We start from the raw sequence: 23,888 nt of genomic DNA, 5'->3' as shown, positions 1-23,888 counted from the left end.
GGCTCATGATTACTTCTGTCCTGGTGGCGAACCGCGGCGAGATCGCCTGCCGTGTCTTCCGCACCTGCCGTGAGTTGGGAATCCGGACGGTCGCGGTGCACTCCGACGCCGACGAAAACGCGCTCCACGCGCGCGTGGCCGACACGGCGGTACGGCTGCCCGGCGCGGCGCCCGCGGAGACGTATCTGCGTGGCGACCTGATCGTGAAGGCGGCCGTCGCCTCCGGCGCGGACGCCGTACACCCCGGGTACGGCTTCCTCTCCGAGAACGCCGACTTCGCACGCGCCGTCATCGACGCCGGCCTGACCTGGATCGGACCGCCCCCCGAGGCCATCGAGGCGATGGCGTCCAAGACACGTGCCAAGGAGCTCATGGGGATCGCGTCCCTGGAACGAGGGCGGATCACCGAGGCCGATCTGCCCGTCCTGGTGAAGGCGGCCGCGGGCGGCGGAGGACGCGGGATGCGCATCGTGCGCCGCCTGGAGGATCTCGACGCCGCCCTGGAGGGCGCACGGGCCGAGGCCGCGAGTGCCTTCGGCGACGGCGAGGTCTTCGTCGAGCCGTACCTGGAGCACGGCCGCCACGTCGAGGTCCAGGTCCTCGCGGACACCCACGGCACGATCTGGACCCTGGGCACCCGCGACTGCTCCCTCCAGCGCCGCCACCAGAAGGTCATCGAGGAGGCACCGGCGCCCGGCCTGCCGGAGAGCCTCACCGAGGACCTGTACGCGCTCTCGACACAGGCCGTGTGCGCCGTCGCCTACGAGGGCGCCGGCACCGTCGAGTTCCTGGTCGCCGACGGCCGCGCACACTTCCTGGAGATGAACACCCGCCTCCAGGTCGAACACCCCGTCACGGAGGCGGTGTTCGGCATCGACCTCGTGGCCCTGCAGATCCGGGTGGCCGAAGGCCACCGCCTGGAAAACGACCCTCCACGCGCGCGTGGCCATGCGATCGAGGCCCGCCTCTACGCCGAGGACCCGGCGCACGACTGGACCCCGCAGACCGGCACGCTGCACCGCCTGACCGCCCCCGAAGGCATCCGCCTGGACACGGGTTACGGCGACGGAGACGACATCGGCGTCCACTACGACCCGATGCTCGCGAAGGCCGTCGCGCACGCCCCCACGCGCGCGGAGGCCGTCCGCAGACTGGCCGGAGCCCTGGAGCGCACCACGATCCACGGCCCGACCACCAACCGCGACCTGCTCGTCCGCTCCCTGCGCCACAAGCAGTTCACGTCGGCCGACATGGACACGGCCTTCTACGACCACCACCTCCCCGAACTGACCAGCAGTGGGACGGGCGACCCCTACGCCCCCCTGGCCGCCGCCCTGGCCGACGCCCGATCCCGCCCCTCCCGCTTCGGCGGCTTCCGCAACCTCCCCTCCCAACCGCAGACCAAGCGCTACGCGACGGCAGGCGAGGAACACGAGGTCCGCTACCGCCACACGCGGGAGGGCCTGACGGCCGACGGGGTGCGGGTCGTACACGCGGACGCGAGTCTCGTCGTACTCGAAGTGGACGGCATACAGCGGAAGTTCGAAGTGGCACGGTACGGCGACGAGGTGTACGTGAACACCACCCGCCTGACCGCCCTGCCCCGCTTCCCCGACCCCACCGCCCAGCATGCCCCCGGCTCCCTGCTGGCACCCATGCCGGGCACCGTCGTCCGGGTGGCCGAGGGCCTGACCGTAGGAGCGGCTGTCCAGGCCGGAGAGCCCCTGCTCTGGCTGGAGGCGATGAAGATGCAGCACAAGATCACAGCACCGGTGACAGGCACGCTGACCGCCTTGGAAGTAGTACCTGGCCAACAGGTAACGGTCGGCGAATTGCTGGCGGTAGTGGAGGAGACCTAAGGGGCGCGGGGCCGTATCGATATGCGGCTACCGCCGCGTGAGCGCGACCAGCCACATCCAACCCGCACCCCGAAGGAGCCGTGATGGCCCTCATCGAATCCGAAGAACACAAGGCCCTACGAGAAGCAGTAGCCGCTCTCGGCAAGCGCCACGGCCGCACCTTCGACCGAGAAGCCCTCTGGGCAGAAGCAGCCAAGCTCGGCTACCTCGGCGTCAACCTGCCGGAGGCATACGGCGGCGGAGGCAGCGGCATCGCAGAACTCTCCATCGTCCTGGAGGAATTGGGGGCCGCAGGCTGCCCCCTGCTCATGATGGTCGTCTCCCCGGCGATCTGCGGCACAGTGATCGCCCGCTTCGGCACCGACGCCCAGAAACAGGAGTGGCTCCCCGCCCTGGCGGACGGCACCCGAACCATGGCCTTCGGCATCACGGAACCGGACGCCGGCTCCAACAGCCACCGCATCACCACCACGGCCCGCCGCGACCCCGACACCGGCGACTGGCTGCTGACCGGCCGCAAGGTCTTCATCTCCGGCGTCGACATCGCCGACGCGACCCTCATAGTCGGCCGCACAGAAGACGCCCGCACCGGCACCCTGAAACCCTGCCTCTTCATCGTCCCGCGGGACGCGCCCGGCTTCACCCGCCGCCAGATCGACATGGAACTCCAAGCCGCGGAGAAGCAGTTCGAGCTGACCCTGGACGACGTACGCCTCCCCGCCGACGCCCTCGTGGGCGACGAGGACGCAGGCCTCCTCCAGCTCTTCGCCGGCCTCAACCCCGAACGCATCATGACCGCCGCCTTCGCCATCGGCATGGGCCGCTACGCCCTCGCGCAGGCGATCACATACGCCCGCGACCGCACCGTCTGGAAAACCCCCATCGGCGCCCACCAGGCCATCGCCCACCCCCTCGCCCAGGCGCACATCGACCTCGAACTCGCCCGCCTCATGATGCAGAAAGCGGCATACCTGTACGACGCCGGAGACGACGTCGGCGCAGGTGAGGCCGCCAACATGGCCAAGTACGCGGCCGGGGAGGCCTGCGTGAGAGCCGTCGACCAGGCCGTGCACACCCTCGGCGGAAACGGCCTCACCCGCGAATTCGGACTCGCCTCGTTGATAACAGCCGCACGCGTGGCTCGTATTGCTCCGGTGAGCCGGGAGATGATTCTCAACTACGTCTCCCACCAGACTCTGGGCCTTCCCAAGTCGTACTAGACCGTCGTGGCCGCCTTGGAGGAACCGTGTTCCGCAGCGAGTACGCAGACGTCCCGCCCGTAGAACTCCCCATCCACGAAGCGGTGCTCGGCCGGGCCGCCGAGTACGGGGACGCGCCCGCCCTCATCGACGGAACCGACGGCACCACCCTCACGTACGAACAACTGGACCGCTTCCACCGGCGCATCGCGGCCGCGCTCTCCGAGGCCGGCGTACGCAAGGGCGACGTGCTCGCCCTGCACAGCCCCAACACCGTCGCCTTCCCGACCGCCTTCTACGCGGCCACCCGCGCGGGAGCCTCCGTCACCACCGTGCACCCCCTGGCCACCGCCGAGGAGTTCGCCAAGCAACTGGGGGACTCGGCGACCCGCTGGATCGTCACCGTGTCACCCCTGCTGGAAACGGCACGCAGGGCCGCCGAACTCGCCGGCGGCGTCGAAGAGATCTTCGTCTGCGACAGCGCGCCCGGACACCGCTCCCTGATCGACATGCTGGCCTCCGCCGCCCCCGAGCCGGAGGTTGACATCGACCCCGCAGCGGACGTCGCCGCACTGCCGTACTCCTCGGGCACCACCGGCATCCCCAAGGGCGTCATGCTCACGCACCGCCAGATCGCCACCAACCTCGCCCAGCTCGAACCCGTCATGCCGGCCGGCCCCGGCGAACGCATCCTCGCCGTCCTGCCCTTCTTCCACATCTACGGCCTGACGGCCCTCATGAACGCACCCCTCAGGCAGGGCGCCACGGTCGTCGTCCTCCCGCGCTTCGAACTCGAAACCTTCCTCGCAGCCATCCAGAACCACCGCATCACCAGCCTGTTCGTGGCCCCGCCCATCGTCCTGGCCCTCGCCAAACACCCCCTGGTCGCCCAATACGACCTGTCGTCCCTGAAACACATCATCAGCGCCGCCGCCCCCCTGGACGCCGCACTCGCCGCCGCCTGCTCCCAGCGACTCGGCCTGCCACCCGTCGGCCAGGCCTACGGCATGACGGAACTGTCACCCGGCACCCACGTCGTCCCCCTCGACGCCATGGACGAGGCGCCCCCCGGAACCGTCGGCAAACTCATCGCAGGCACCGAGATGCGCATCGTCTCCCTCGACGACCCCGACAAGGACCTCGGCATCGGCGAGTCCGGCGAGATCCTCATCCGCGGCCTCCAGATCATGAAGGGCTACCTCGGCCGCCCCGACGACACCGCCGCGATGATCGACCCGGAGGGCTGGCTGCACACCGGAGACGTGGGCCACGTCGACGCCGACGGCTGGCTGTTCGTCGTCGACCGCGTCAAGGAACTCATCAAGTACAAGGGCTTCCAGGTGGCCCCCGCCGAACTCGAAGCCCTCCTCCTCACCCACCCCGGCATCACCGACGCGGCCGTCATCGGCGTCTACAACGACGACAACAACGAAGTCCCGCACGCCTACGTCGTCCGCCGGCCCACCGCCACCGACCTCTCCGAAGGAGAGGTCATGATGTACGTCGCCGAACGCGTCGCCCCCTACAAACGCGTCCGCCGGGTCACCTTCATCGACAGCATCCCGCGGGCCGCCTCCGGCAAGATCCTCCGCCGTGAACTGCGGGAACTGCAGGAGCGCACATGACATTGATCGGACGTACACAAGCGCGTGGCATCAAAACCCTCAGCCTCGACTCCCCGGCCAACCGCAACGCGCTCTCCGCGGCACTCGTGGGAGAACTGGCCGCCGCACTGACGGACTGCACCAAGGACACCGACGTACGCGCGATCGTCCTCACCCACACCGGCAACACCTTTTGCGCGGGCGCCGACCTCCGCGACCCGCCGGCCCCGGACGCATTCGTCGGGCTGCTGAGACAGATCGTCGAGCTGCCCAAACCGGTCGTGGCCCGCGTCACCGGCCACGTACGCGCAGGCGGCCTCGGCCTCCTGGCGGCCTGCGACATCGCAGCAGCATCCGCGGAGGCGACCTTCGCCTTCACCGAGGTACGGATCGGCGTGGCCCCGGCGGTCATCTCCCTGCCCCTGCTCCCGCGCACGGACCCCCGAGCCCTCGCCCGCTACTACCTCACCGGCGAACGCCTCGACGCGACCGAGGCGGCCCGCATCGGCCTCCTGACCGCCACCGGCGACGACGTGGACGCCGTACTGGAACCGATCCTGGACGGACTGCGCCGAGCCGCACCGCAGGGCCTGGCCGAGACGAAAGCGCTGCTCACAGCTAAGGTGCTCGAAACATTCGACCGGGACGCGGCCGACCTCACCGCACTCTCGGCCCGGCTGTTCGCCTCCCCGCAGGCCCGCGAGGGGATGACGGCCTTCCTGGAACGACGGGATCCCACATGGGTGCTGTGACCACCGACAACAGCGTCGACCGCGCCGACCGCGTGCCCAAACAGGACCGCAGCCGAGCCACCCGGCAGCGCCTCCTGGAAGCCGCCGTGGCCTGCCTCGCCGAACACGGCTGGGCGGGCTCCACGGTCTCCGTCGTCGCCGAACGCGCCGGCGTCTCCCGAGGCGCAGCCCAGCACCACTTCCCCACCCGCGAGGACCTCTTCACGGCAGCAGTCGAATACGTCGCAGAAGAACGCTCGACGGCCCTCCGCGCCCTGTTCCCGCAGGGCGCGGCAGGCGACCGAAGGGCGGTCGTGTCGGCCCTCGTCGACCTCTACACCGGTCCGCTTTTCCGGGCGGCCCTGCATCTGTGGGTCGCCGCCTCCAACGAGGAACAGCTCCGCCCCCGCGTCACAGAACTGGAGGCCCGCGTCGGCCGCGAAACCCACCGCATCGCCGTGGACCTCCTCGCCGCCGACGAATCCCGCCCGGGCGTCCGGGAAACGGTCCAGGGCCTCCTGGACATGGCCCGAGGCCTGGGCCTCGCCAACCTGCTGACGGATGACGGGGGGCGGCGGGAAGGGGTTGTGGCGCAGTGGGCGGAGATCCTCGACCAAGTGCTCACGGACTGAGCCGGGGGCATCAGGCGCTGATGCTCAGGGGCTGATCATCAAGGGCTGAGCCGCTCCACCCGCCATCCCCCGTCCGCCTCAGCCACATACCGCAACCGGTCGTGCAGCCGGTTCTCACGGCCCTGCCAGAACTCCACCGCCTGCGGGGCGATCCGGAAACCGCCCCAGTTCGGCGGGACCGGGACCTGCTCACCCTCCGGGTAGCGGGCGGCCAGTTCGGCGTACGAGGCGTCCAGGTCGGCGCGGGTGGAAATCACGCTCGACTGGGCGCTGGCCCAGGCACCGAGCTGCGAACCGTGCGGGCGGGTGCGGAAGTAGGCGGCGGTCTCGTCACGGCCGGTGCGGCGGGCGATGCCCGTGACGATGACCTGGCGGGCCATCGGATGCCAGGGGAACAGGAGCGAGACGTACGGGTTCTCGGCGAGGTCGCGGGCCTTGCGGGAGTCGTAGTTGGTGTAGAAGACGAAGCCCTGCTCGTCGAAGTGCTTCAGCAGTACGGTGCGTGAGCTGGGGTGGCCTTCGGCGTTCGCCGTGGAGACGACCACGGCGTTCGGCTCGAAGAGGTGGGCCTCCATCGCGGCCTGCTGGAACCAGCGCGCGAACTGCGCCACCGGAGTGGCGGCCAGATCGGACTCGGCGAGGCCCTCGGCCCGGTACTGCTTGCGCATCGAGGCGGGATCGAGGGGGACGGCGTCTCGGTCGGTCACCCCGTCATCCTGCCGTATGTGCAGGTGCCGTTCGGCATGACGTCCGTCATGATTTCGGCATGGGCACTCGTCGCGGAGCCGAGTGCCTGCGGCACTGAGTGCCACGAAGCCTCCCCAAGAGTGGCACTCGGGGATATCGTGCAGGTGCGTTCTGGTTGAGCGACCAGCCGAACGGGGCATCACCAGGGTGGCCACCCAGGACCACGAGTCGCACAAAGCGACCGGGGATCCAACGGCCGAGCCGCCGTTTTTCTGCCGTACACATCTGTCGTACACATCATGAGGAGCCGCCTGATGTCCGACTTCGTACCCGGACTCGAGGGAGTCGTCGCGTTCGAGACGGAGATCGCCGAACCGGACAAGGAGGGCGGCGCCCTCCGTTATCGGGGCGTCGACATCGAGGACCTGGTCGGTCACGTCTCCTTCGGGAACGTCTGGGGGCTGCTCGTCGACGGCGCCTTCAACCCCGGTCTGCCGCCCGCCGAGCCGTTCCCGATCCCCGTGCACTCCGGCGACATCCGGGTGGACGTCCAGTCGGCGCTGGCCATGCTGGCACCCGTCTGGGGTCTCAGGCCTCTCCTCGACATCGACGCCGAGCAGGCCCGCGCGGACCTCGCCCGAGCCGCCGTCATGGCCCTCTCCTACGTCGCCCAGTCGGCCCGCGGCCAGGGCCGGCCGATGGTTCCGCAGCGTGAGATCGACAAGGCCCACTCGATCACCGAACGCTTCATGATCCGCTGGCGGGGCGAGCCCGACCCCAAGCATGTCGCCGCCGTCGACGCCTACTGGACCTCCGCCGCCGAGCACGGCATGAACGCGTCCACCTTCACGGCCCGCGTCATCGCCTCCACCGGGGCGGATGTCGCCGCGGCGCTCTCCGGCGCCGTAGGAGCGATGTCCGGTCCCCTGCACGGCGGCGCGCCCTCCCGTGTCCTCGGCATGATCGAGGAGATCGAGCGGACCGGGGACGCGGAGGCGTACGTCAAGCGGACCCTCGACAAGGGCGAGCGGCTCATGGGCTTCGGGCACCGCGTGTACCGCGCCGAGGACCCACGCGCGCGCGTGCTGCGCCGTACGGCCCGTGAGCTGGGCGCTCCGCGGTTCGAGGTGGCCGAGGCGCTGGAGAAGGCGGCGCTGGAGGAGCTGCACGCTCGGCGTCCGGATCGTGTCCTGGCCACGAACGTCGAGTTCTGGGCGGCGATCATGCTCGACTTCGCCGAGGTGCCGGCCCATATGTTCACGTCGATGTTCACCTGCGCCCGCACGGCGGGCTGGTCGGCGCACATTCTGGAGCAGAAGCGGACGGGCCGGCTGGTGCGGCCGTCCGCGCGGTATGTGGGGCCGGGTGTGCGGCGTCCTTCGGAGATCGAGGGGTACGACGGCATCGCCCACTGAGGCCCGGCGCAGAACGCAGACGACCCGCGAGCTCTGGTTCCTCCGCCTCGGCGGAGGAGCCGGCCGGACGTACCGGCGAGCTCGCGGGTCGGGTGACTGCTTGGGATTGGGCCGGCTGCACGGTTCTCTCCCGTGCCGGTCCGGCACCGCACTCGGTGTGGTGGCGAGCCGCTAGCCCGCAGTCACCTCACGCGTCCGGTATTCATACATCTGCCGAACCACCTCCCTTCTCGTGTAAGCCACACCCTAAGAACCGGTCGGCGCACGATCAACCACTTTTTTTGATGCGGGCCGGTGACCTAGCTTTTCGACCATGACGGAGCGACGCGCGATTCTCAGTGGATCGACCTTCGAGGAGCAGATCGGTTACGCACGGGCCGTGGTCGACGGGGACTGGGTGCACGTCTCGGGGACCACCGGGTTCGACTACGCCACCATGACGATCTCCGACGACGTGGTCGAGCAGGCGGAGCAGTGTCTGCGGAACATAGGGGCGGCGCTCGCGGAGGCCGGGTGCGGGTTCTCCGATGTCGTCCGGGTGCGGTATCTGCTGCCTGAGCGGGAGGACTTCGAGCCGTGCTGGCCGGTGCTGCGGAAGGTGTTCGGGGAGGTGCGGCCTGCGGCGACGATGATGGTGTGCGGGTTGTCCGATCCTCGTATGAAGATCGAGATCGAGGTGTACGCGCGGCACAGGAGCCTGCGGATCGAGGCCGTGCACGGGGAGAACATGCTGCGGGAGTGGCAGTACGTCCACAACGCGATCGTGCCGCCCGCTGCCATGTCCCTCGACGAGGCGCGGGAGCGGCTGGGGCGTTATCGGCTGGAGAACGCGTACCTGGGGGACCGGCTGGTCGGCTGCTCCACCGTGCGGCCACCGCAGGGGGAGGAGGCGGTGGCGACGGTCATCGCGCGCGTGCTGCCCGAATACCGGCGGCGGGGGTTCGGGGCCGCGCTGTATGAGCGGGGGCTCGCGTACGCGCGCGTGCTGGGTGCCAAGGGTGTCGAGACGTGCGTGTTGGCGGCCAATGGCGACGGGCTGCGGTTTGCCGAGAAATGCGGGTTCGTCGAGGCCGAGCGGTATGTGCTCGACGGGGAAAGCGATCTTTGGGTTGATCTTCGGCTGGGGTAGGGGTGATCGTGGGGGGTGGAGGTGGCTTACAACGATTCCTTCAATCTTGGGGAACTCGGTGTGTGCTGCGTCACGTTCCAGTTAGATGATTGCGAGTGAGCGAACCGACGCGCCGTACGTGCGGACGCAGCTTGGCAGGGGGTCCAGGTGAGTGCTTCCCGGCGTAGTGGGACCACCGACGAGCTGGGGCCTGATGAGCCCGAGCGGGCCGGTGCGGTGGGCCCTGACGGCTCCGATCTGCTGGCCGCGCTGCTCGACGGCATGGATGCGGCGCTGTGTGCCTTCGACGCGGGCGGGGTCGTAACCCATTGGAATCGTGAGGCCGAGCGGATTCTCGGGTGGACCGCGGCCGAGGCGGTGGGGCGGCACGGGTTCGCGGGGTGGGCCGTGCGTCCTGCGGATGCCGAGGAGGTCGAAGGGCGGCTGATGTCCGCCATGGAGGCTCCTGGGCGGCAGGTGCACGAGTTCGCGCTGCTGACGAAGGACGGCGGGCGGGTGCTGGTGCGGACGCAGTCCGCGGCGGTGCGGGGGCCCGACGGGAAGCCCGCGGGTGTGTACTGCGCCTTCAGTGAGGTGCATGCGCAGATCGATCTGGAGCGGTCGATCGCGCTGAGCGAGGCGTTGTTCGAGGACGCGAGCTGGGGTGTCGTGCTGGTCGATGCCGATCTGCGGCCCGCCGTGGTGAATGCGCATGCGGCGCGTGCGCTGGGCATCGGGCGTACGTCGGCGTTGGGGCGGCCGCTGGGGGAGTTGCTCGCCCAGGGTGTGGAGGAGCTGGAGAGCGCGCTCACGCATGTGCTGGCGGAGGGTGCGCCGCCGGCGCCGGCCGAGATCTGGGTGAGTGTGCGGACGCCGGAGGGCGATCAGCGGCGGTGCTGGCGCTGCGGCTTCGTACGGCTGGCGTCGCCGCTCGCGGAGGAGCCGGTGCCGTTGGGTGTCGCGTGGCTCTTCCAGGACGTGACGGAGGGCAAGCAGGGCGAGCAGGAGGCGGCGCTGCTGCGGTTCCGGACCAATCAGCTGCACCGGGCGGCCCGGGCGGCCGCGGAGTGCGAGGACCCGGGTGAGGCGGCGACCGTCCATCTTGACTTCGCGCTCGCCGGGTTCGCCGACCATGCGCTGATCGACCGGGTGGCGGGCGGTGCGGTGGCGGACGGGGCGGCGGAGGGGCCCGTACGGCTGGTGCGGGTCGCTGCGACGCCGTCCGGGGCGCCGGGGCCGAGTCTGCTGACCGGGCAGGCGGGGTTGCCGGTGCGGTACGGGCAGGGGCATCCGGCGTTGCAGTGCGTGGAGCGGACGGGGTCCGTGCGGGCGAGCGTGGGTGCGGTGGCGGCGGAGAAGGCGCGGGAGTGGGCGCTGGCTCGGCAGTGGCCGGAGGATGCGGTGCACGCGTTGTGTGCGGTGCTGCGGAGTCGGGGGCGGACGCTCGGGGTCGTGACGTTTCTGCGGGGCAGTGGGCGGAGTCAGTTCGAGCGGGTGGATGCGGTGTACGCGGAGGATGTCGCTGTTCGGATTGCTGCGGCGTTGGATTTGGCGAAGGTGGTGGGGCGGTAGCGCAGCCCGGCGGCACGAAGCCCGCAGGCTGCGCCGGTTCCTACTGCTGGTAGAAGATCCGGTCCCCGTACTCCTCCATCACCCGGGCGTTCCACTCGTGGCCGCCGTCCACGTTCCCGGAGCGCAGTAGGGGTGGTTCGATGCCGCGCTCGGCGAGTGTGCCCGCTGCTGTGGCCATGACTGCCTGCAGGATTGCGCTGGTGACGACGGTCGATGCCGGGGCGAAGGGGGCCGGGATGGTGTCGAGGGTGAGGGTGGCGTCGCCGATGGGGATCTTGGAGTCGAGGACGATGTCGCAGTGGTCGCGCAGGTAGCTGCCGGAGGTGTGCCGGGACCGGGTCTCGGTCGCGTACGCCACTGAGGTCACGCCGATGACCTTCACGCCGAGCGTGCGGGCGTGCAGGGCCATTTCGACGGGGAGGGCGTTGCGGCCGGAGAGGGAGATGATCACCAGGGTGTCCCCGGAGCGGAGCGGCGAGGAGTCGAGGACGGCGGTTGCGAGGCCGTCGACGCGCTCCAGGGCGGAGCCCAGCGTGGCCGGCATCACGTCGACGCCGACGACGCCCGGTACGGCGAGCAGGTTCATCAGGGCGAGGCCGCCCGCGCGGTAGACGACGTCCTGGGCGGCGAGGGAGGAGTGGCCGGCGCCGAAGGCGAAGAGTCGTCCGCCGTTCGCGACGGTGTCGGCGAGCAGGGTGCCGGCCGCGGTGATGGACTGTGCCTCCTCGTCCCGGACCCGTTGCAGGAGGTCGATCGCGGCGTCGAAGAACTGGTCGGCCAGTTTGCCGTCGCTCATGCGGGTCCTTCCGGGGCGGTGTGGGGTCCGGGCGCGGATGTGTCGCGGATCACCGTGCGGTCTGGACCAGTGCCGTGTCAATACGGGGGGTGAGCGGCCCGGCGTAACGCCGTGGTTTCCACGGCGCGGCACGGTTGTCGGTGGTATGCGTCAGAATTGAATCCAGGGCCAGCGCACGCGCCGGGAAGCTGTCGTGCTTCCGGCAGTACTCATCGAGGGGCACGTATGTCCGGACTGATCGACACCACGGAGATGTATCTCCGCACCATCCTCGAGCTGGAGGAGGAAGGTGTGGTCCCCATGCGCGCCCGGATCGCCGAGCGGCTGGACCAGAGCGGGCCGACCGTCAGCCAGACCGTGGCGCGGATGGAGCGGGACGGTCTCGTGTCCGTGGCGACGGACCGCCATCTGGAGCTCACGGACGAGGGCCGTCGGCTGGCGACGCGCGTGATGCGCAAGCACCGGCTCGCCGAGTGTCTGCTGGTCGATGTGATCGGCCTGGAGTGGGAGCAGGTGCATGCGGAGGCGTGCCGCTGGGAGCACGTGATGAGCGAGGCGGTGGAGCGGCGCGTGCTGGAGCTGCTGCGGCACCCGACGGAGTCGCCGTACGGCAACCCGATCCCGGGTCTGGAGGAGCTGGGCGAGAAGGACGGCGCGGACCCGTTCCTGGACGAGGGCATGGTGTCGCTGGCGGACCTCGACCCGGGTGCCGATGGCAAGACGGTCGTGGTGCGCCGTATCGGTGAGCCGATCCAGACGGATGCGCAGCTGATGTACACGCTGCGGCGGGCGGGTGTGCAGCCCGGTTCGGTGGTGAGTGTCACGGAGTCGGCGGGCGGTGTGCTGGTGGGCAGCGGCGGTGAGGCGGCCGAGCTGGAGGCGGATGTCGCCTCCCATGTGTTCGTCGCCAAGCGCTGACCGTCAACTTCCGTTGTTCCAGGGGGGTTTGAGGCGTGCTGCGGGCTGGTCGTCGATCTCTTCGGCGCCGGGATTCGGTGCGTCGAAATCGCAGCGCTCGGACGGTTCGCGTGCGAGGCTGTCGCGTGAGGCATATGACCTGAGGGGGGTCGGGAGGATGTGCCGCAGACGTGTGGAGGGCCCCGGCGCCGTGTGGCGCCGGGGCCTGTCCTCCCCTGTGCTGACCCGGAGCCCCGAGCTCTCAGGGTCATCCCCTTCGGACCGTTTTCCCCGAGCGGTCCGCCTCCCGCTGAAGATCTCCCCTCGGCGGAGGCGATCATTCCTCGGGCGGGGTCACTCGTACGAGGGGTGTTGCCCGCAGACTCAGCGTTTTCGAATACCCATTCGATAGTCTTCGGTGACAGGTCACGCGGAATGTGCGCTTCAGGAGTGAGCGCACGAGAACTGAGCTCACACGAACAGGCAGCTGCACGGCACGGCAGGACACGGTTCACAGGACCGGCCGGCTCGAGCGGGAGCGAGCGGTCCGAGCGGAGCTAGGGGGGTGCCAGGACCATGGCGCGACGCATCGACGTGACCGGGGCGGGCGGCGTACGCCTCGCGGCCTGGGAGTTCGGCGACCCTCCCAAGACCGACCCGGCGCAGCCCGCACCCGAGGACACCCCCGGTGTGCTGTTACTGCACGGCCTGATGGGCCGGGCCTCGCACTGGGCGTCCACCGCCCGCTGGCTCTCCGGGCGGCACCGCGCCGTCGCGCTCGACCAGCGCGGCCACGGCCAGAGCGGCAAGCCCCCGCAGGCCTCCTTCACCCGCGAGGCCTACGTCGAGGACGCCGAGGCCGCGCTCGAGCAGCTCGGCCTCGCCCCGGCCGTTCTCATCGGCCACGCCATGGGCGCGCTGACGGCCTGGCAGCTCGCCGCGAAGCGCCCCGATCTGGTGCGGGGGCTGATCATCTGCGATATGCGGGCCTCCGCGCTGGGTGCCGCCTCGCAGCGTGAGTGGGCGGACTGGTTCAAGGCCTGGCCGGTTCCCTTTGCCACGCTTGCCGATGTTCGCAAGTGGTTCGGTGAGGACGATCCGTGGGTGGAGCGGCCGAACCCGGCGCGGGGGGAGTTCTACGCCGAGGTGATGCACGAGTCGCCCGACGGCTGGCGCCCCGTCTTCGACTACGAGCAGATGCTCCGCTCCCGTGAGACCTGGGTGTACGACGCGCACTGGGAGGAACTTGCCGCTGTGCAGTGCCCGGCGCTGGTCGTGCGCGGGCTCGACGGGGAGCTGGGGCGGGCCGAGGCGCAGGAGATGGTGCGGGTGTTGCCTCTCGGCGAGTATGCGGAGGTGGCTGACGCCGGTCATCTGGTGCATTACGACCAGCCGGCGGCTTGGCGGGCGGCGATCGAGCCGTTCCTGGATGCCGTACTCACTGCGTGAGGCTGGGCGGGGGGCCTAATAGCTCGGGGGTCCTTGTTCGTTGGCGTGTGCAGGTTGTCTGTGGCTTGTCGCGCCCACGCGGCGGAGCCGCAAATCGACACAGCCCCGCGCCCCTTTGGGGCGCGTTGCAGTGCCCCCCGGGCGAGGAAGGTGCCGTCAGCCCTTGCTCACCGCCGTAAGGATCTCCGGCAGGCGGGCCGCCGTGCGTGGGGCCGCCAGGCGTAGGCCTGACCAGGTGATCGTGGCGGCGTATGCCGCGCCCACCGGGAGCAGGAGCCAGCCCCAGTCGTCGCCGTCCTTGGCCACGTTCACCCAGATCGTGGCCACGATGACGGGCGCGGAGAGCAGGGCCGCCGAGACCATGCCGCCGAAGATGGAGATCCAGGCGAGGCCGGCCTGGCCGGGGGCCACGTTCTTGTAGCCCTCCTGGGGGATGGAGTACGGGAAACGGGCGGACGTCCATGCGCCGGTCGCCAGCATCGCGCCGAGCAGCGCGAAGGACAGGCCGAGTACCTCGGGCAGGCGGGGCCAGTCGCCGAGCATCGCGGTGGTCAGGACGGTCACGAGGGTGGCGTACGGGAGGGTGATCACCAGCAGGGTGAGGGCCCGCCCGCGCAGCTCGACGTAGGCGTCGTGCGTGGAGGAGATGGTCGTGGCGACCATCCAGAACGCGGAGGTGTCCTGCCCGAACTGGTTGTACATCTGGATGCCGAGCATCCCCGCGGCGAAGCACGCGAAGTAGATCGAGCCGGTGCCCTGAAGGGCGTTGAACACGGGCACGATCAGGCCGATGGCGAGCGAGGTCACCCAGGCCGCCTTGGTCTTGGGGTCGCGCCAGATGTAGCGCAGGCTGCGTTCCATGACGGTGCCGGTGCGTCCGGCGGGCAGCAGGCGGGCGAGGCCGCCGGTGGTCCGTTCGCGGGCGGCGGGTTCGGCGGCCTGGAGGGTGGAGCCGTCGGGCGAGGTCATCAGCCGGGTCAGATGGCGGGACCACACGGCGAGCAGCAGCATCAACGCGCCTACTGTCAGGGCGAGTTGGAGGGCGGCGACGCCGTACGAGCCGTCGCTTGCCGAGTCCACCGCGCCGATGGCCGACGCGGGCGGCACCCACTTCAGGACGTCCGCCACCGGGTCGAGTTGCGAGAGCCCGGAGGAACCCAGGTGCTGCGCCCCGAAGTTGACCAGCTGCGCGCCGATCGCGATGACCAGGCCGCTCAGCACCGCCAGGTCGCGGCCCTTGCGGCTGGTCAGCAGGCGGAGGTTGGCGGCGGCGACGGCCCGCGCCAGGGCCACGCACACCAGCAGCCCGAGGGCGACGGCGAAGACGCCGACGGCGTAGGCCGCCCCGCCGTGCGCGACCGCGATCACCGCCCCGGTCAGCAGAAGCAGCGTGAACAGCGGCCCGATGCCCACCAGCGAGGCCGCGAGCAGCGCCCGCACCAGCGGCCGGGGCCGCAGCGGCAGCATCACCAGCCGCGTCGGGTCGAGCGTCTCGTCACCGCTCGGAAAGAACAGCGGCATCACCGCCCAGCCCAGCGCCAGTACGGCCACCAGCAGCGCGCCCACGGGCAGGGCGTGCGTGTTCCCGTGCAGCGCGATCAGGCCGAGCAGCTGCAGCGCCCCGAACAGCACCACGACGACGGCCGAGACGACATAGGCGGCCCGCCGCCCGGCGGACTGCCTGAGCCCGTTGCGCAGCAGGGACAGCTTCAGCCGTACGAAGACGGGAGTGAGGTTGGCTTCGCCCGTCATCGTGCGCCGCCGCCCAGCCAGTCCAGGTGCGACCCGGTGTCGCGGCCGCCCGCGCCGACGAGTTCGAGGAACGCCTGCTGCAGGGAGGCCGCCTCCCCGCGCACCTCGGCGAGCGTGCCGTGGGCGCGGATACGACCGGCGGCCATCACGGCCACCCAGTCGCACAGGGACTCGACGAGCTCCATGACATGGGAGGAGAAGACGACGGTGGCGCCCGACGCCGTGTACCGCTCCAGGACCCCGCGGATGGTCTGGGCGGACACCGGGTCGACGCCTTCGAACGGCTCGTCGAGGAAGAGCACTTCGGGGTTGTGGAGCAGCGCGGCCGCGAGGCCGATCTTCTTGCGCATGCCGGTCGAATAGTCGACGACGAGCTTGTGCTGGGCGCCGGCCAGGTCGAGTACATCGAGAAGCTGCGTGGCCCGCTTGTCGACCTCGGCTCCGGGCAGTCCGCGCAACCGCCCGATGTACGCGAGCAGTTCACGCCCCGACAGCCGCTCGAAGAGCCGCAGCCCCTCCGGCAGCACCCCGATCCGGGCCTTCACCGCCACCGGGTCCCGCCACACGTCGTGCCCGACGACCTCGACACTCCCCTGATCGGGCCGCAGCAGCCCGGTCACCATGGACAGAGTGGTGGTCTTCCCGGCCCCGTTCGGCCCGACGAGCCCGATGAACTTCCCCGCGGGCAACTCCAGATCAATCCCGGCAACGGCAACCTGCTGCCCGAATCGTTTCCACAGTCCCTGCACACGTACGGCGGCTGTGCCCACCACTGCTTCCGACGTCATGCAAGAACCCTACGGTGGGGTGGCGCCCCGTAGGGGCGCGGGACTGCTGCTGATATGCGGCTCCGCCGCGTGGGCGCGAGCAACCACAACGAACCCGCAGTCGCGAAATTACCGATCCCGCCCACACGCATAGGCGAGCGGCGAAATCAGTTCCTCCGCATCCGGCAGCCACCGATTGGCGGGCGTGGGCCGACAGGCCCACTGAACGGCACCACGGGCCCCGTACCGCGTAGGCGGCGCAGCCACATACGCGCCCTCCCCGAGCGCGACGAGATCCAGCGAAGAGGGCGACCAGCCCAACTTCCGCACCAGCTCGGGCATCTTCACCGCCGCACCGGGCAGCACGAAGAAGTGCATCCGACGATCCGGCGTCAACGTCACAGGACCGAGCGTCAACTCCATGCGCTCCATGCGCGCCAGCGCGAGGAACCCCGCGGTCTCGGCGACCTCGATCGCGTCGAACGTACGCCCCGTCGGCAGCAGGATCGACGCCGTCGGATGCTTCTGCCACATTCGGCGGGCGACGGTCGCACTGCCCGTCGCCAGCGCCTCCCAGTCGTCGCCCGCCGGATGTGCGCCGCGCGCGGCGCACGCGGGGTCGCCGCAGGAGCAGTGCCACACCCCGTCGACGGCTTCCAGCCAGGTGCCGGGGAAGACGTCCCAGTGGCGCTCCTCGGCGTAGCGTACGGCGGTCTCCTGCAGCGATTCCCCACGCTGCTTCGGAATCTGAGCGGCTTCGGGGCCGGCGATCGTCTCTTCCACGGTGAACTCAACTCCCGTACCTACCTGGAGTTACGGGGGTAGCGCGCGCGGGGGAGGAGCATTGATTCCGTATCTGGGGCGCATGGATGCACGTGTGGGGGCGCGCGGGAGGAACCTCGGCGTGAGCTGGGTAGCCACCCGTGGGGTCGGCTTCCGCCTTTACCCCGGCAATCCGCGCAAGCCTCGCATTTTAGGTCTGTCGGCGGGGCATTGATCTTCACGGCCGGATCTTTTCGCTTCAGGGAATTGTTCCCAGGGGGTACGTCATGGCCGCAAGGCCTCTCGTCGCGCGACAGCCGAACGAACGGTTGCAGGCGCTCATCCAGGAGGCGGGGTGCTCGAACGCCGGGCTCGCCCGTCGGGTCAACATGTGCGGCGCCGAGCACGGCCTCGACCTGCGCTACGACAAGACGTCCGTGGCCCGTTGGCTGCGCGGGCAGCAGCCGCGCGGGCGCGCCCCGGCGATCATCGCGGAGGCGCTGGGCCGCAAGCTCGGCCGCACGGTCACGATCGACGAGATCGGCATGGCCAACGGCAAGAACCTCGCCTCGGGTGTCGGTCTCCAGTTCTCGCCGACGGTACTGGGGGCCATCGAGCAGGTCTGCGAGCTGTGGCGCAGTGACGTGGGGCGCCGGGACTTCCTGTCCGGCTCGTCCGTCGCCGCGTCCGCGCTGGTCGAGCCGAGCCGGGACTGGCTGATCTCCTCGCCCGACTCGCAGGTGTCGCGCTCGGCGGGACCGCGGGTGGGGCAGTCCGACGTGGCGGCCGTGCGCGCCATGACGCAGGCGCTGGTGGATCTGGACCATCAGTACGGCAGCGGGCATGTGCGGCCGGTCGTCGTGCACTACCTCAACAGCGTCGTCTCGGGGCTGCTGGCGGGGTCGTACCGGGAGGCCGTCGGCCGTGACCTGTTCGCCGCGGTGGCCCGACTGACCGAGCTCGCGGGCTACATGGCCGTCGACACCGGCCAACCGGGCCTGGCCCAGCGGTACTACATCCAGGCGCTACGGCTCGCGCAGGCCGCCGGGGACCGCGGCTACGGCGGGTACGTCCTCGCCGCCTCCATGAGCCATCTCGCCGCGCAGCTCGGAAACCCGCGTGAGATCGCGCAGTTGGCGCGGGCGGCGCAGGAGGGGGCGCGTGGGCGCGTGACACCGCGCGCGGAGGCGATGTTCTACGCGGCGGAGGCGCGCGGGCACGCGTTGATGGGCGATGTGCGGGCGGCCCAGGTGGCTTCCGGGCGGGCGGTCTCGGCGCTGGAGTCCGCCGATTCCGCCTCCGGGGACGACCCGGCGTGGATCACGCACTTCGACGAGGCGTATCTGGCCGACGAGTTGGCGCACTGCCACCGCGACCTCGGGCAGGCCGAGGCGGCGGCGCGGCGCGCGCAGGAGTCCCTGTCCGGGCTCCCCGAGACCAAGGCGCGCAGGCGGGCCATCGGCTACGTGCTGCTGGCCACCGCGCAGGTGCAGCAGCGTGAGATCGAGCAGGCCTGCAACACGGGGCTGAAGGCCGTGGAGCTCCTGGAGTCCCTGCGCTCCAACCGGGGCGCCGAGTACCTGGAGGACTTCCAGCAGCGGCTGGACCCGTACCGGGACGAGCCGGTGGTGCGTGAGTTCGGGGCGCGGCTCGACTTGCAGGCGGCTGCGTGAACCTGCGGGAAACGGCCGGTGGCCGGGCGGGGCGGTCGAATTGGGTGACAGATACAGCGGTCTGTAGAGCGGTTTTGTTACTGCTGTCACAGGGAAGGAGGTTGCGCCCTGAGCTGCGTGGCACCCGGCTCGGGGGACCCGGTAGCGTGAGCCGACGATTCCGAAGGTCCCCCATTCGTAGGAGTCCCGGTGACGCAGAGTGGACAGGGCGAGGAGCCCTCGCCGCGCGAAGCGCGCGAAGGCATCGTGCTGCCCTCCGACGGCGGCGAGCCCCTGCTGCCGGGCATGCTGGGCGCACAGAGCCAGAACGGCCCGCAGTCCGGCCCCTACGCCGGACCGCCTCCCGGTAACTCCGCCGGGCAGCAGTCCGCTCCGTACAACGGCCCGCAGCCCGGCCAGTACAACGGCCAGACGGGCTCGTACGGCGGTCAGCAGCCGGGCCCCTACGGCGGCCAGCAGAGCGGCCCGTACGGCGGCCAGCAGGCGGCCCCGGGCGCGGCCCCGCCCGGCGGTCAGGCCTGGGGCACACCGTGGGGCCCCGAGCAGCAGCACAGCCCGGCCCCGCCGCCGGGCCAGGGCTGGCCGACGCCGCCGGCCCAGGGATGGGGAGCACCCGACCAGCAGCAGTCGCCGCCCCCCGACCAGTGGGGTGCGCCCACGTCCGGAGCACTGCCCCCTGAGGGCCCCCCGGCCCCGTCGTACGGCGGGCAGCCCGCCACGTCGCAGCCCCCGGCGAACGCGCCCCTGCCGCCCGCCGACACGTACGGCGCTTCCACCCCTGGCGCGGCCCTGCCGCCCGCCGGGCAGGGAGGATCGGCCGCGCCGCTCCCACCCGCCGCCCCCGGCGGCTACGGCTCTGCTGCCGCGCAGGGTGCGGACGCATACGGTGCCTCGGCTTCGGGGGCTGCGTCGCAGGGTGGCCCGGCCGCGCCGCTGCCTCCCGCCGCCGCGGGCGGCTACGGCTCTTCCGCCGTCCCCGGCGGCCTCGGTGCCGCTCCTCTTCCACCCGCTGTCGACGAGGGAGCGACCCAGTACATACCGCCCGTCGCTGCTGTTTCCAATACGGAAGGGGCGACGCAGTACATTCCGCCCGTTGCGCCGGGGGCGCTGCCGCCCGAGGTGAGTGGGGGCGGATCGGTCTCGGAGGCGACGCAGTTCCTGGGGCGTGCGCCGCAGGCGGCCGGGCCCGACTCCGAGGCCACCCAGTACATACCGCCCGTGGCCGGGCAGGCGCCGTACGGCATGCCGCAGGGCGGGGACCGGCAGCCGCCCGCCGAGTTCGACAGCCTGTTCCGCAGCGGGCCGGGCGGCGAGAGCCCCGCTCAGGCCACGCAGCAGATGCCGCGTTTCCAGCAGCCGCCCCCGCAGGCCGCGTACTCCCCACAGGCCGCGTACTCCCCGCCGGGCGACGACAGCCGGAGCGGCAGCGGCGGCCGGAGCCGTTCGCGGGTGCCGCTCATCGCCGCGATCGGTGTCGGCATCGTGGTGCTCGGCATCGGCGCCGGCGCGCTGCTCAACAGTGGGGGCGGCGACAGCAAGGACAAGAACCAGCCCGTCTCCGCCACGGCCCCGGCGACCGACGGCTCCGCCTCGTCGGCCGGCGATCCGGCGAAACAGCAGGCCGTCGCCCTGGACAAGCTGCTCGCCGACAGCGGTGACAGCCGGGCCTCGGTGATCCGGGCGGTGGCCGGTGTGAAGGGGTGCAAGGACCTCGGCCAGGCCGCCTCCGACCTGCGCGACGCGGCCAAGCAGCGCACCGAGCTGGTCACCCGGCTGTCCGGCCTGTCCGTCGACAAGCTCCCGAACCACGCCGCGCTCACCGCCGCACTCACCAGGGCCTGGCAGGCGTCCGCGGCGGCCGACAACCACTACGCGGCCTGGGCCGACCAGGTCGGCGGCAAGAAGGGCTGCAAGAAGGGCCAGGCCCGCCCCACCGGCCAGACCGCGGCCGGCAACCGCGAGAGCGGCACCGCCAGCCAGCAGAAGGTCAAGGCGGCCCAGCTGTGGAACGCCATCGCGAAGACCTACGGCCTGACCCAGCGCCAGCCGGTCCAGCTGTGACGTGCACGCGCGGACGTGAGCCTCAGTTCACGTCCGCGCTCTGAAGCGTCTTCGTCACGTCCACGAACCCCTTGTTCGCCGCCACGAGTTGGCCCTGACGCACGACCTGGAGCGTCACGTCGGCGTTGACCAGGCGGGAGAAGCCGATGGCGGCCAGCGGGCTCTCGGCGGACCACTGCAGCGTCGGCGTCAGTCCGCCCGTGTCGACCTTCAGCCCGTCGTCGAGGGCCTTGCGCACCGTGTCGGCGGACACGTCGCCGCTGCCCAGCGACGTGACGACGGACCTGAACACCGTGTACGCGATCCACGTCGTCTGCACCCCGGTGTCCGAGGCGTCGATACGGTTGTCGCCGAAGGCCTGCTCCTGGATCACCTTCTTCATGGCGCCCCAGCGCGGGTCGCTCGACACCGGGTACCAGCCGGTGACGTACGACCCCTCGTACGGCCCCGACTGCCCGCCGGACTCGTTGATCACCGTCTGGTCGACGCTGTCGAGCGTGGCGGCGGTCTTCACCGCCGGGAAGTCCTCGCGGTCGCGCCGGAAGGAGTCCATGAAGGTGTCGGTGCGGTCCCCGAGCGCGGGGATCACGCACCCCTTCTTCGCCTGGCTGCCGGTCGTGGCCGTCAGCGCCTGCTGCGAGGGCCCCGAGTACTCGGTGGTGTCGTCCGCCGCCCGCTGGTCGATCGCGGGGCGGTGCCCGCCCGTCTTCAGGCCGGAGTCGAGCATGGCGGGCAGTTCGTCGCCCGCGATGCTGTCGGGCCGTATGAGCGCCACCGGGCCGCAGCTGCCGGCGAGTTCCCTGCCCAGGCCGGCCAGCAGGGCGGGCTGGCCGCCGTTGACGGGGTAGGACATGGGGCTGGTGAACTCGGCGGTCGTGACGCCGTAGCCGCCGATGTAGGGGATGCCGGAGCCCTCCAGCTCGGGGAGGTAGGAGTCGCCGTACTGGCTGTAGGAGCCGACGACCGCGACGACGTTCTCCTTGACGGCGAGGCGGGCGCACTTCGCGGCGGCCACGCTGTCGTTGTGCTCGTTGCAGGTCAGGACGTTCAGCTTGCGGCCGTTGATGCCGCCGTGGGCGTTGATCCAGCGGGCGTAGGCCTGCGCGAAGGCGGGCATGCCGGGCTTGTTGGTCGCACTGGTGTCCGAGGGGGCCCAGGTCATGACGGTGATCGGGTCATCCCCGGAACCCCCCGTGGTACCGGGGATGACCCCGCATCCGGCGGCGAGCGACGCGCACACGACCAGCGCCCCCGCCGGGAGAGCGGTGGCTCTGAAGGGCCGGGTGCGGGTGGGGAGGAAGGTGCTGCGCTTGCGTCGCCTGCCGGTCATGGGCACACACGTTTCCGCCACATCGCCAACCCGGGGATGACCCTCGGTTATTGATCAGTGACATCGAGGTGAATTGCAGGGGTCGGTGAGACGCCCGAACGAAAGAACGTACGATCGATGACCGTGCAAGGTTCGGAGAACTCTTCCCGTCGCGGCCGTCGCTCCTCCACCATGGGCGACATGCCACTGAACGACATGCCGTGGTGGCGCTGGCGCAGCAATGTGCGCTCCGCGCTGCACATGCTCTCCGACCCGGCGTTCCAGCAGAACGTCTGGCTGGCCGGTGTCGACGGATACGGGGACGTGACCGACGCCGTGTACCGCCTGGTCGAGGACACCTGGCTGGACAACTGGTCCGCCGAGAAGTACGTCGGCACGATATTCCGGGACTCCCAGGAGGCGGCCCTCGTCGACACCGCCGTGCTCCGGGTGCTGCGGATCATGCACCAGGTCGGGCCCGACGCCCCGGTCTCCGCGTACGTCGAGAACCAGGCCTGGCCGGAGGCGGTCCGGGCGGCCCGGGACGCCCACGTCCGGATGGCGACAGCCGACGGGGAGGACCCGGACGCGCCGCCGCGCACGCTCGAGGTGCTGCGGATCATGACGAGGTCCGCGTAGCGGACTCCGGTCCGTACCGGGGCTCACTTATGGGACCCTGTCCTGCATGAACGAGCAGTCCACCCGAGCCGCGGCGCCCGATGACCAGTACGTCCTCACGCTCTCCTGCCCCGACAAGCAGGGCATCGTGCACGCCGTGTCGAGCTATCTCTTCATGACCGGCTGCAACATCGAGGACAGCCAGCAGTTCGGCGACCACGACACGGGTCTGTTCTTCATGCGCGTCCACTTCTCCGCCGAGGCGCCGGTCACGGTGGACAAGCTGCGGGCGAGCTTCGCGGCGATCGGTGACTCCTTCCACATGGACTGGCAGATCAACCGGGCCGACGAGAAGATGCGCATCGTCCTCATGGTCAGCAAGTTCGGGCACTGCCTGAACGACCTGCTGTTCCGGGCGCGGATCGGTGCGCTGCCGGTGGAGATCGCGGCGGTGGTGTCCAACCACACGGACTTTGCCGAGCTGGTCGGCTCGTACAACATTCCTTTCCACCACATTCCGGTGACGAAGGACACCAAGGCGGAGGCCGAGGCCCGGCTGCTGGAGATCGTCCGCGAGGAGGATGTCGAGCTGGTCGTGCTCGCCCGCTATATGCAGGTCCTCTCCGACGATCTGTGCAAGCAGCTCAGCGGGCGGATCATCAACATCCACCATTCCTTCCTGCCGAGCTTCAAGGGTGCGAAGCCGTACCACCAGGCTCACACCAGGGGCGTCAAGCTGATCGGTGCGACTGCTCACTATGTGACGGCCGATCTGGACGAGGGGCCGATCATCGAGCAGGAGGTCGAGCGGGTGGGGCATGACGTCACGCCGGATCAGCTGGTGGCGATCGGGCGGGATGTGGAGTGCCAGGCGCTGGCGCGGGCCGTGAAGTGGCATGCCGAGCGGCGCATCTTGCTCAACGGGCGCCGGACGGTTGTGTTCGCCTAGTAGCTCGGGAGCTTCTGCCGTCGGGCGGGCGCGGGTTGTTTGTGGTTG

General features: G+C 70.6%; 20 protein-coding genes. 14 read left to right on the top strand and 6 right to left on the bottom strand.

Annotated elements, in window-relative coordinates; translation table 11 throughout:
* Nucleotides 1-5: 5 nt before the first annotated feature.
* From IH68_RS0129680 to IH68_RS0129660, 5 genes are all read left to right on the top strand, one after another.
* Nucleotides 6-1,859, top strand: coding sequence for an acetyl/propionyl/methylcrotonyl-CoA carboxylase subunit alpha (locus tag IH68_RS0129680; protein WP_030941042.1), 1,854 nt, complete (start codon nt 6-8; stop codon nt 1,857-1,859).
* Nucleotides 1,860-1,942: 83 nt separating this feature from the next.
* Nucleotides 1,943-3,079, top strand: coding sequence for an acyl-CoA dehydrogenase family protein (locus tag IH68_RS0129675; RefSeq protein ID WP_030941040.1), 1,137 nt, complete (start codon nt 1,943-1,945; stop codon nt 3,077-3,079).
* A 26-nt stretch (nt 3,080-3,105) separates the two neighbouring features.
* Complete coding sequence (locus tag IH68_RS0129670) at nt 3,106-4,683, top strand: 4-coumarate--CoA ligase family protein (protein ID WP_030941039.1); 1,578 nt, start codon at nt 3,106-3,108, stop codon at nt 4,681-4,683.
* Nucleotides 4,680-5,414 (top strand): enoyl-CoA hydratase family protein, encoded by a 735-nt coding sequence (locus IH68_RS0129665; protein WP_030941038.1) that lies wholly within the window; start codon nt 4,680-4,682, stop codon nt 5,412-5,414. Before IH68_RS0129670 ends, IH68_RS0129665 begins: the two co-directional genes overlap by 4 nt.
* Nucleotides 5,402-6,025: a TetR/AcrR family transcriptional regulator gene (locus IH68_RS0129660; protein WP_030941037.1), complete on the top strand. Its 624-nt coding sequence runs from the start codon at nt 5,402-5,404 to the stop codon at nt 6,023-6,025. The genes IH68_RS0129665 and IH68_RS0129660 overlap by 13 nt, the downstream gene beginning before the upstream one ends.
* Before the next feature lie 38 nt (nt 6,026-6,063).
* Here IH68_RS0129660 and pdxH read toward each other — a convergent pair whose 3' ends face one another.
* Nucleotides 6,064-6,732 carry a pyridoxamine 5'-phosphate oxidase gene (gene pdxH, locus IH68_RS0129655; RefSeq protein WP_030941034.1) on the bottom strand — a complete coding sequence of 223 codons (669 nt, stop codon included), beginning with the start codon at nt 6,730-6,732 and terminating at the stop codon, nt 6,064-6,066.
* A 294-nt stretch (nt 6,733-7,026) separates the two neighbouring features.
* Here pdxH and IH68_RS0129650 point away from each other — a divergent pair, with 294 nt between their 5' ends.
* From IH68_RS0129650 to IH68_RS0129640, 3 genes are all read left to right on the top strand, one after another.
* Entirely contained in the window at nt 7,027-8,127 is a 1,101-nt protein-coding gene (locus IH68_RS0129650) for a citrate synthase 2 (RefSeq protein ID WP_030941032.1), read from the top strand.
* A gap of 313 nt (nt 8,128-8,440) precedes the next feature.
* Nucleotides 8,441-9,256 carry a GNAT family N-acetyltransferase gene (locus IH68_RS0129645; RefSeq protein WP_030941030.1) on the top strand — a complete coding sequence of 272 codons (816 nt, stop codon included), beginning with the start codon at nt 8,441-8,443 and terminating at the stop codon, nt 9,254-9,256.
* A gap of 147 nt (nt 9,257-9,403) precedes the next feature.
* Nucleotides 9,404-10,807, top strand: coding sequence for a PAS domain-containing protein (locus IH68_RS0129640; RefSeq protein WP_030941027.1), 1,404 nt, complete (start codon nt 9,404-9,406; stop codon nt 10,805-10,807).
* Nucleotides 10,808-10,847: 40 nt separating this feature from the next.
* On the opposite strand, the gene IH68_RS0129635 is transcribed toward IH68_RS0129640, so the two are convergent.
* On the bottom strand, nt 10,848-11,603 hold the full coding sequence (locus tag IH68_RS0129635; protein ID WP_030941025.1) for an SIS domain-containing protein: 756 nt from the start codon (nt 11,601-11,603) through the stop codon (nt 10,848-10,850).
* A gap of 225 nt (nt 11,604-11,828) precedes the next feature.
* Here IH68_RS0129635 and IH68_RS0129630 point away from each other — a divergent pair, with 225 nt between their 5' ends.
* Together IH68_RS0129630 and IH68_RS0129625 are read left to right on the top strand one after the other, a co-directional pair.
* Entirely contained in the window at nt 11,829-12,521 is a 693-nt protein-coding gene (locus IH68_RS0129630; protein ID WP_030941023.1) for a metal-dependent transcriptional regulator, read from the top strand.
* 555 nt (nt 12,522-13,076) lie between these two features.
* Nucleotides 13,077-13,949, top strand: coding sequence for an alpha/beta fold hydrolase (locus IH68_RS0129625; protein WP_030941022.1), 873 nt, complete (start codon nt 13,077-13,079; stop codon nt 13,947-13,949).
* 156 nt (nt 13,950-14,105) lie between these two features.
* On the opposite strand, the gene IH68_RS0129620 is transcribed toward IH68_RS0129625, so the two are convergent.
* The 3 genes from IH68_RS0129620 to IH68_RS0129610 form a co-directional block, all read right to left on the bottom strand.
* Nucleotides 14,106-15,701 carry a hypothetical protein gene (locus IH68_RS0129620; protein WP_030941020.1) on the bottom strand — a complete coding sequence of 532 codons (1,596 nt, stop codon included), beginning with the start codon at nt 15,699-15,701 and terminating at the stop codon, nt 14,106-14,108.
* The gene (locus IH68_RS0129615) at nt 15,698-16,489 is read right to left on the bottom strand and encodes an ABC transporter ATP-binding protein (RefSeq protein WP_030941018.1); all 792 of its coding nucleotides are present in this window, start codon (nt 16,487-16,489) and stop codon (nt 15,698-15,700) included. The genes IH68_RS0129620 and IH68_RS0129615 overlap by 4 nt, the downstream gene beginning before the upstream one ends.
* Before the next feature lie 108 nt (nt 16,490-16,597).
* The gene (locus IH68_RS0129610; protein WP_030941015.1) at nt 16,598-17,251 is read right to left on the bottom strand and encodes a bifunctional DNA primase/polymerase; all 654 of its coding nucleotides are present in this window, start codon (nt 17,249-17,251) and stop codon (nt 16,598-16,600) included.
* A 266-nt stretch (nt 17,252-17,517) separates the two neighbouring features.
* Here IH68_RS0129610 and IH68_RS0129605 point away from each other — a divergent pair, with 266 nt between their 5' ends.
* Nucleotides 17,518-18,903 carry a hypothetical protein gene (locus IH68_RS0129605; RefSeq protein ID WP_030941012.1) on the top strand — a complete coding sequence of 462 codons (1,386 nt, stop codon included), beginning with the start codon at nt 17,518-17,520 and terminating at the stop codon, nt 18,901-18,903.
* A 189-nt stretch (nt 18,904-19,092) separates the two neighbouring features.
* Entirely contained in the window at nt 19,093-20,964 is a 1,872-nt protein-coding gene (locus IH68_RS0129600) for a hypothetical protein (protein ID WP_030941010.1), read from the top strand.
* Between the two features lie 22 nt (nt 20,965-20,986).
* Here IH68_RS0129600 and IH68_RS0129595 read toward each other — a convergent pair whose 3' ends face one another.
* Nucleotides 20,987-22,294: an ABC transporter substrate-binding protein gene (locus IH68_RS0129595; protein ID WP_030941008.1), complete on the bottom strand. Its 1,308-nt coding sequence runs from the start codon at nt 22,292-22,294 to the stop codon at nt 20,987-20,989.
* Nucleotides 22,295-22,411: 117 nt separating this feature from the next.
* Here IH68_RS0129595 and IH68_RS0129590 point away from each other — a divergent pair, with 117 nt between their 5' ends.
* Both IH68_RS0129590 and purU read left to right on the top strand, forming a co-directional pair.
* Nucleotides 22,412-22,912 carry an SCO4402 family protein gene (locus IH68_RS0129590; RefSeq protein WP_063763555.1) on the top strand — a complete coding sequence of 167 codons (501 nt, stop codon included), beginning with the start codon at nt 22,412-22,414 and terminating at the stop codon, nt 22,910-22,912.
* A 46-nt stretch (nt 22,913-22,958) separates the two neighbouring features.
* Nucleotides 22,959-23,840: a formyltetrahydrofolate deformylase gene (gene purU / locus IH68_RS0129585; protein ID WP_030941002.1), complete on the top strand. Its 882-nt coding sequence runs from the start codon at nt 22,959-22,961 to the stop codon at nt 23,838-23,840.
* The last annotated feature ends 48 nt before the right edge of the window (nt 23,841-23,888 follow it).

The organism is Streptomyces sp. NRRL S-646 (genome assembly GCF_000720765.1).
GTDB lineage: Bacteria > Actinomycetota > Actinomycetes > Streptomycetales > Streptomycetaceae > Streptomyces.
The sequence above is the reverse complement of the archived record's forward strand: the minus strand, read 5'-3'. Positions and strand labels throughout refer to the sequence as shown.

Coding starts and splice junctions, on each gene's coding strand:
- IH68_RS0129680 (WP_030941042.1), top strand. CDS start 6: ATGATTACTTCTGTCCTGGTGGCGAACCGCGGCGAGATCGCCTGCCGT.
- IH68_RS0129675 (WP_030941040.1), top strand. CDS start 1,943: ATGGCCCTCATCGAATCCGAAGAACACAAGGCCCTACGAGAAGCAGTA.
- IH68_RS0129665 (WP_030941038.1), top strand. CDS start 4,680: ATGACATTGATCGGACGTACACAAGCGCGTGGCATCAAAACCCTCAGC.
- IH68_RS0129660 (WP_030941037.1), top strand. CDS start 5,402: ATGGGTGCTGTGACCACCGACAACAGCGTCGACCGCGCCGACCGCGTG.
- IH68_RS0129650 (WP_030941032.1), top strand. CDS start 7,027: ATGTCCGACTTCGTACCCGGACTCGAGGGAGTCGTCGCGTTCGAGACG.
- IH68_RS0129645 (WP_030941030.1), top strand. CDS start 8,441: ATGACGGAGCGACGCGCGATTCTCAGTGGATCGACCTTCGAGGAGCAG.
- IH68_RS0129635 (WP_030941025.1), bottom strand. CDS start 11,603: ATGAGCGACGGCAAACTGGCCGACCAGTTCTTCGACGCCGCGATCGAC.
- IH68_RS0129630 (WP_030941023.1), top strand. CDS start 11,829: ATGTCCGGACTGATCGACACCACGGAGATGTATCTCCGCACCATCCTC.
- IH68_RS0129625 (WP_030941022.1), top strand. CDS start 13,077: ATGGCGCGACGCATCGACGTGACCGGGGCGGGCGGCGTACGCCTCGCG.
- IH68_RS0129620 (WP_030941020.1), bottom strand. CDS start 15,701: ATGACGGGCGAAGCCAACCTCACTCCCGTCTTCGTACGGCTGAAGCTG.
- IH68_RS0129615 (WP_030941018.1), bottom strand. CDS start 16,489: ATGACGTCGGAAGCAGTGGTGGGCACAGCCGCCGTACGTGTGCAGGGA.
- IH68_RS0129605 (WP_030941012.1), top strand. CDS start 17,518: ATGGCCGCAAGGCCTCTCGTCGCGCGACAGCCGAACGAACGGTTGCAG.
- IH68_RS0129595 (WP_030941008.1), bottom strand. CDS start 22,294: ATGACCGGCAGGCGACGCAAGCGCAGCACCTTCCTCCCCACCCGCACC.
- IH68_RS0129590 (WP_063763555.1), top strand. CDS start 22,412: ATGACCGTGCAAGGTTCGGAGAACTCTTCCCGTCGCGGCCGTCGCTCC.
- purU (WP_030941002.1), top strand. CDS start 22,959: ATGAACGAGCAGTCCACCCGAGCCGCGGCGCCCGATGACCAGTACGTC.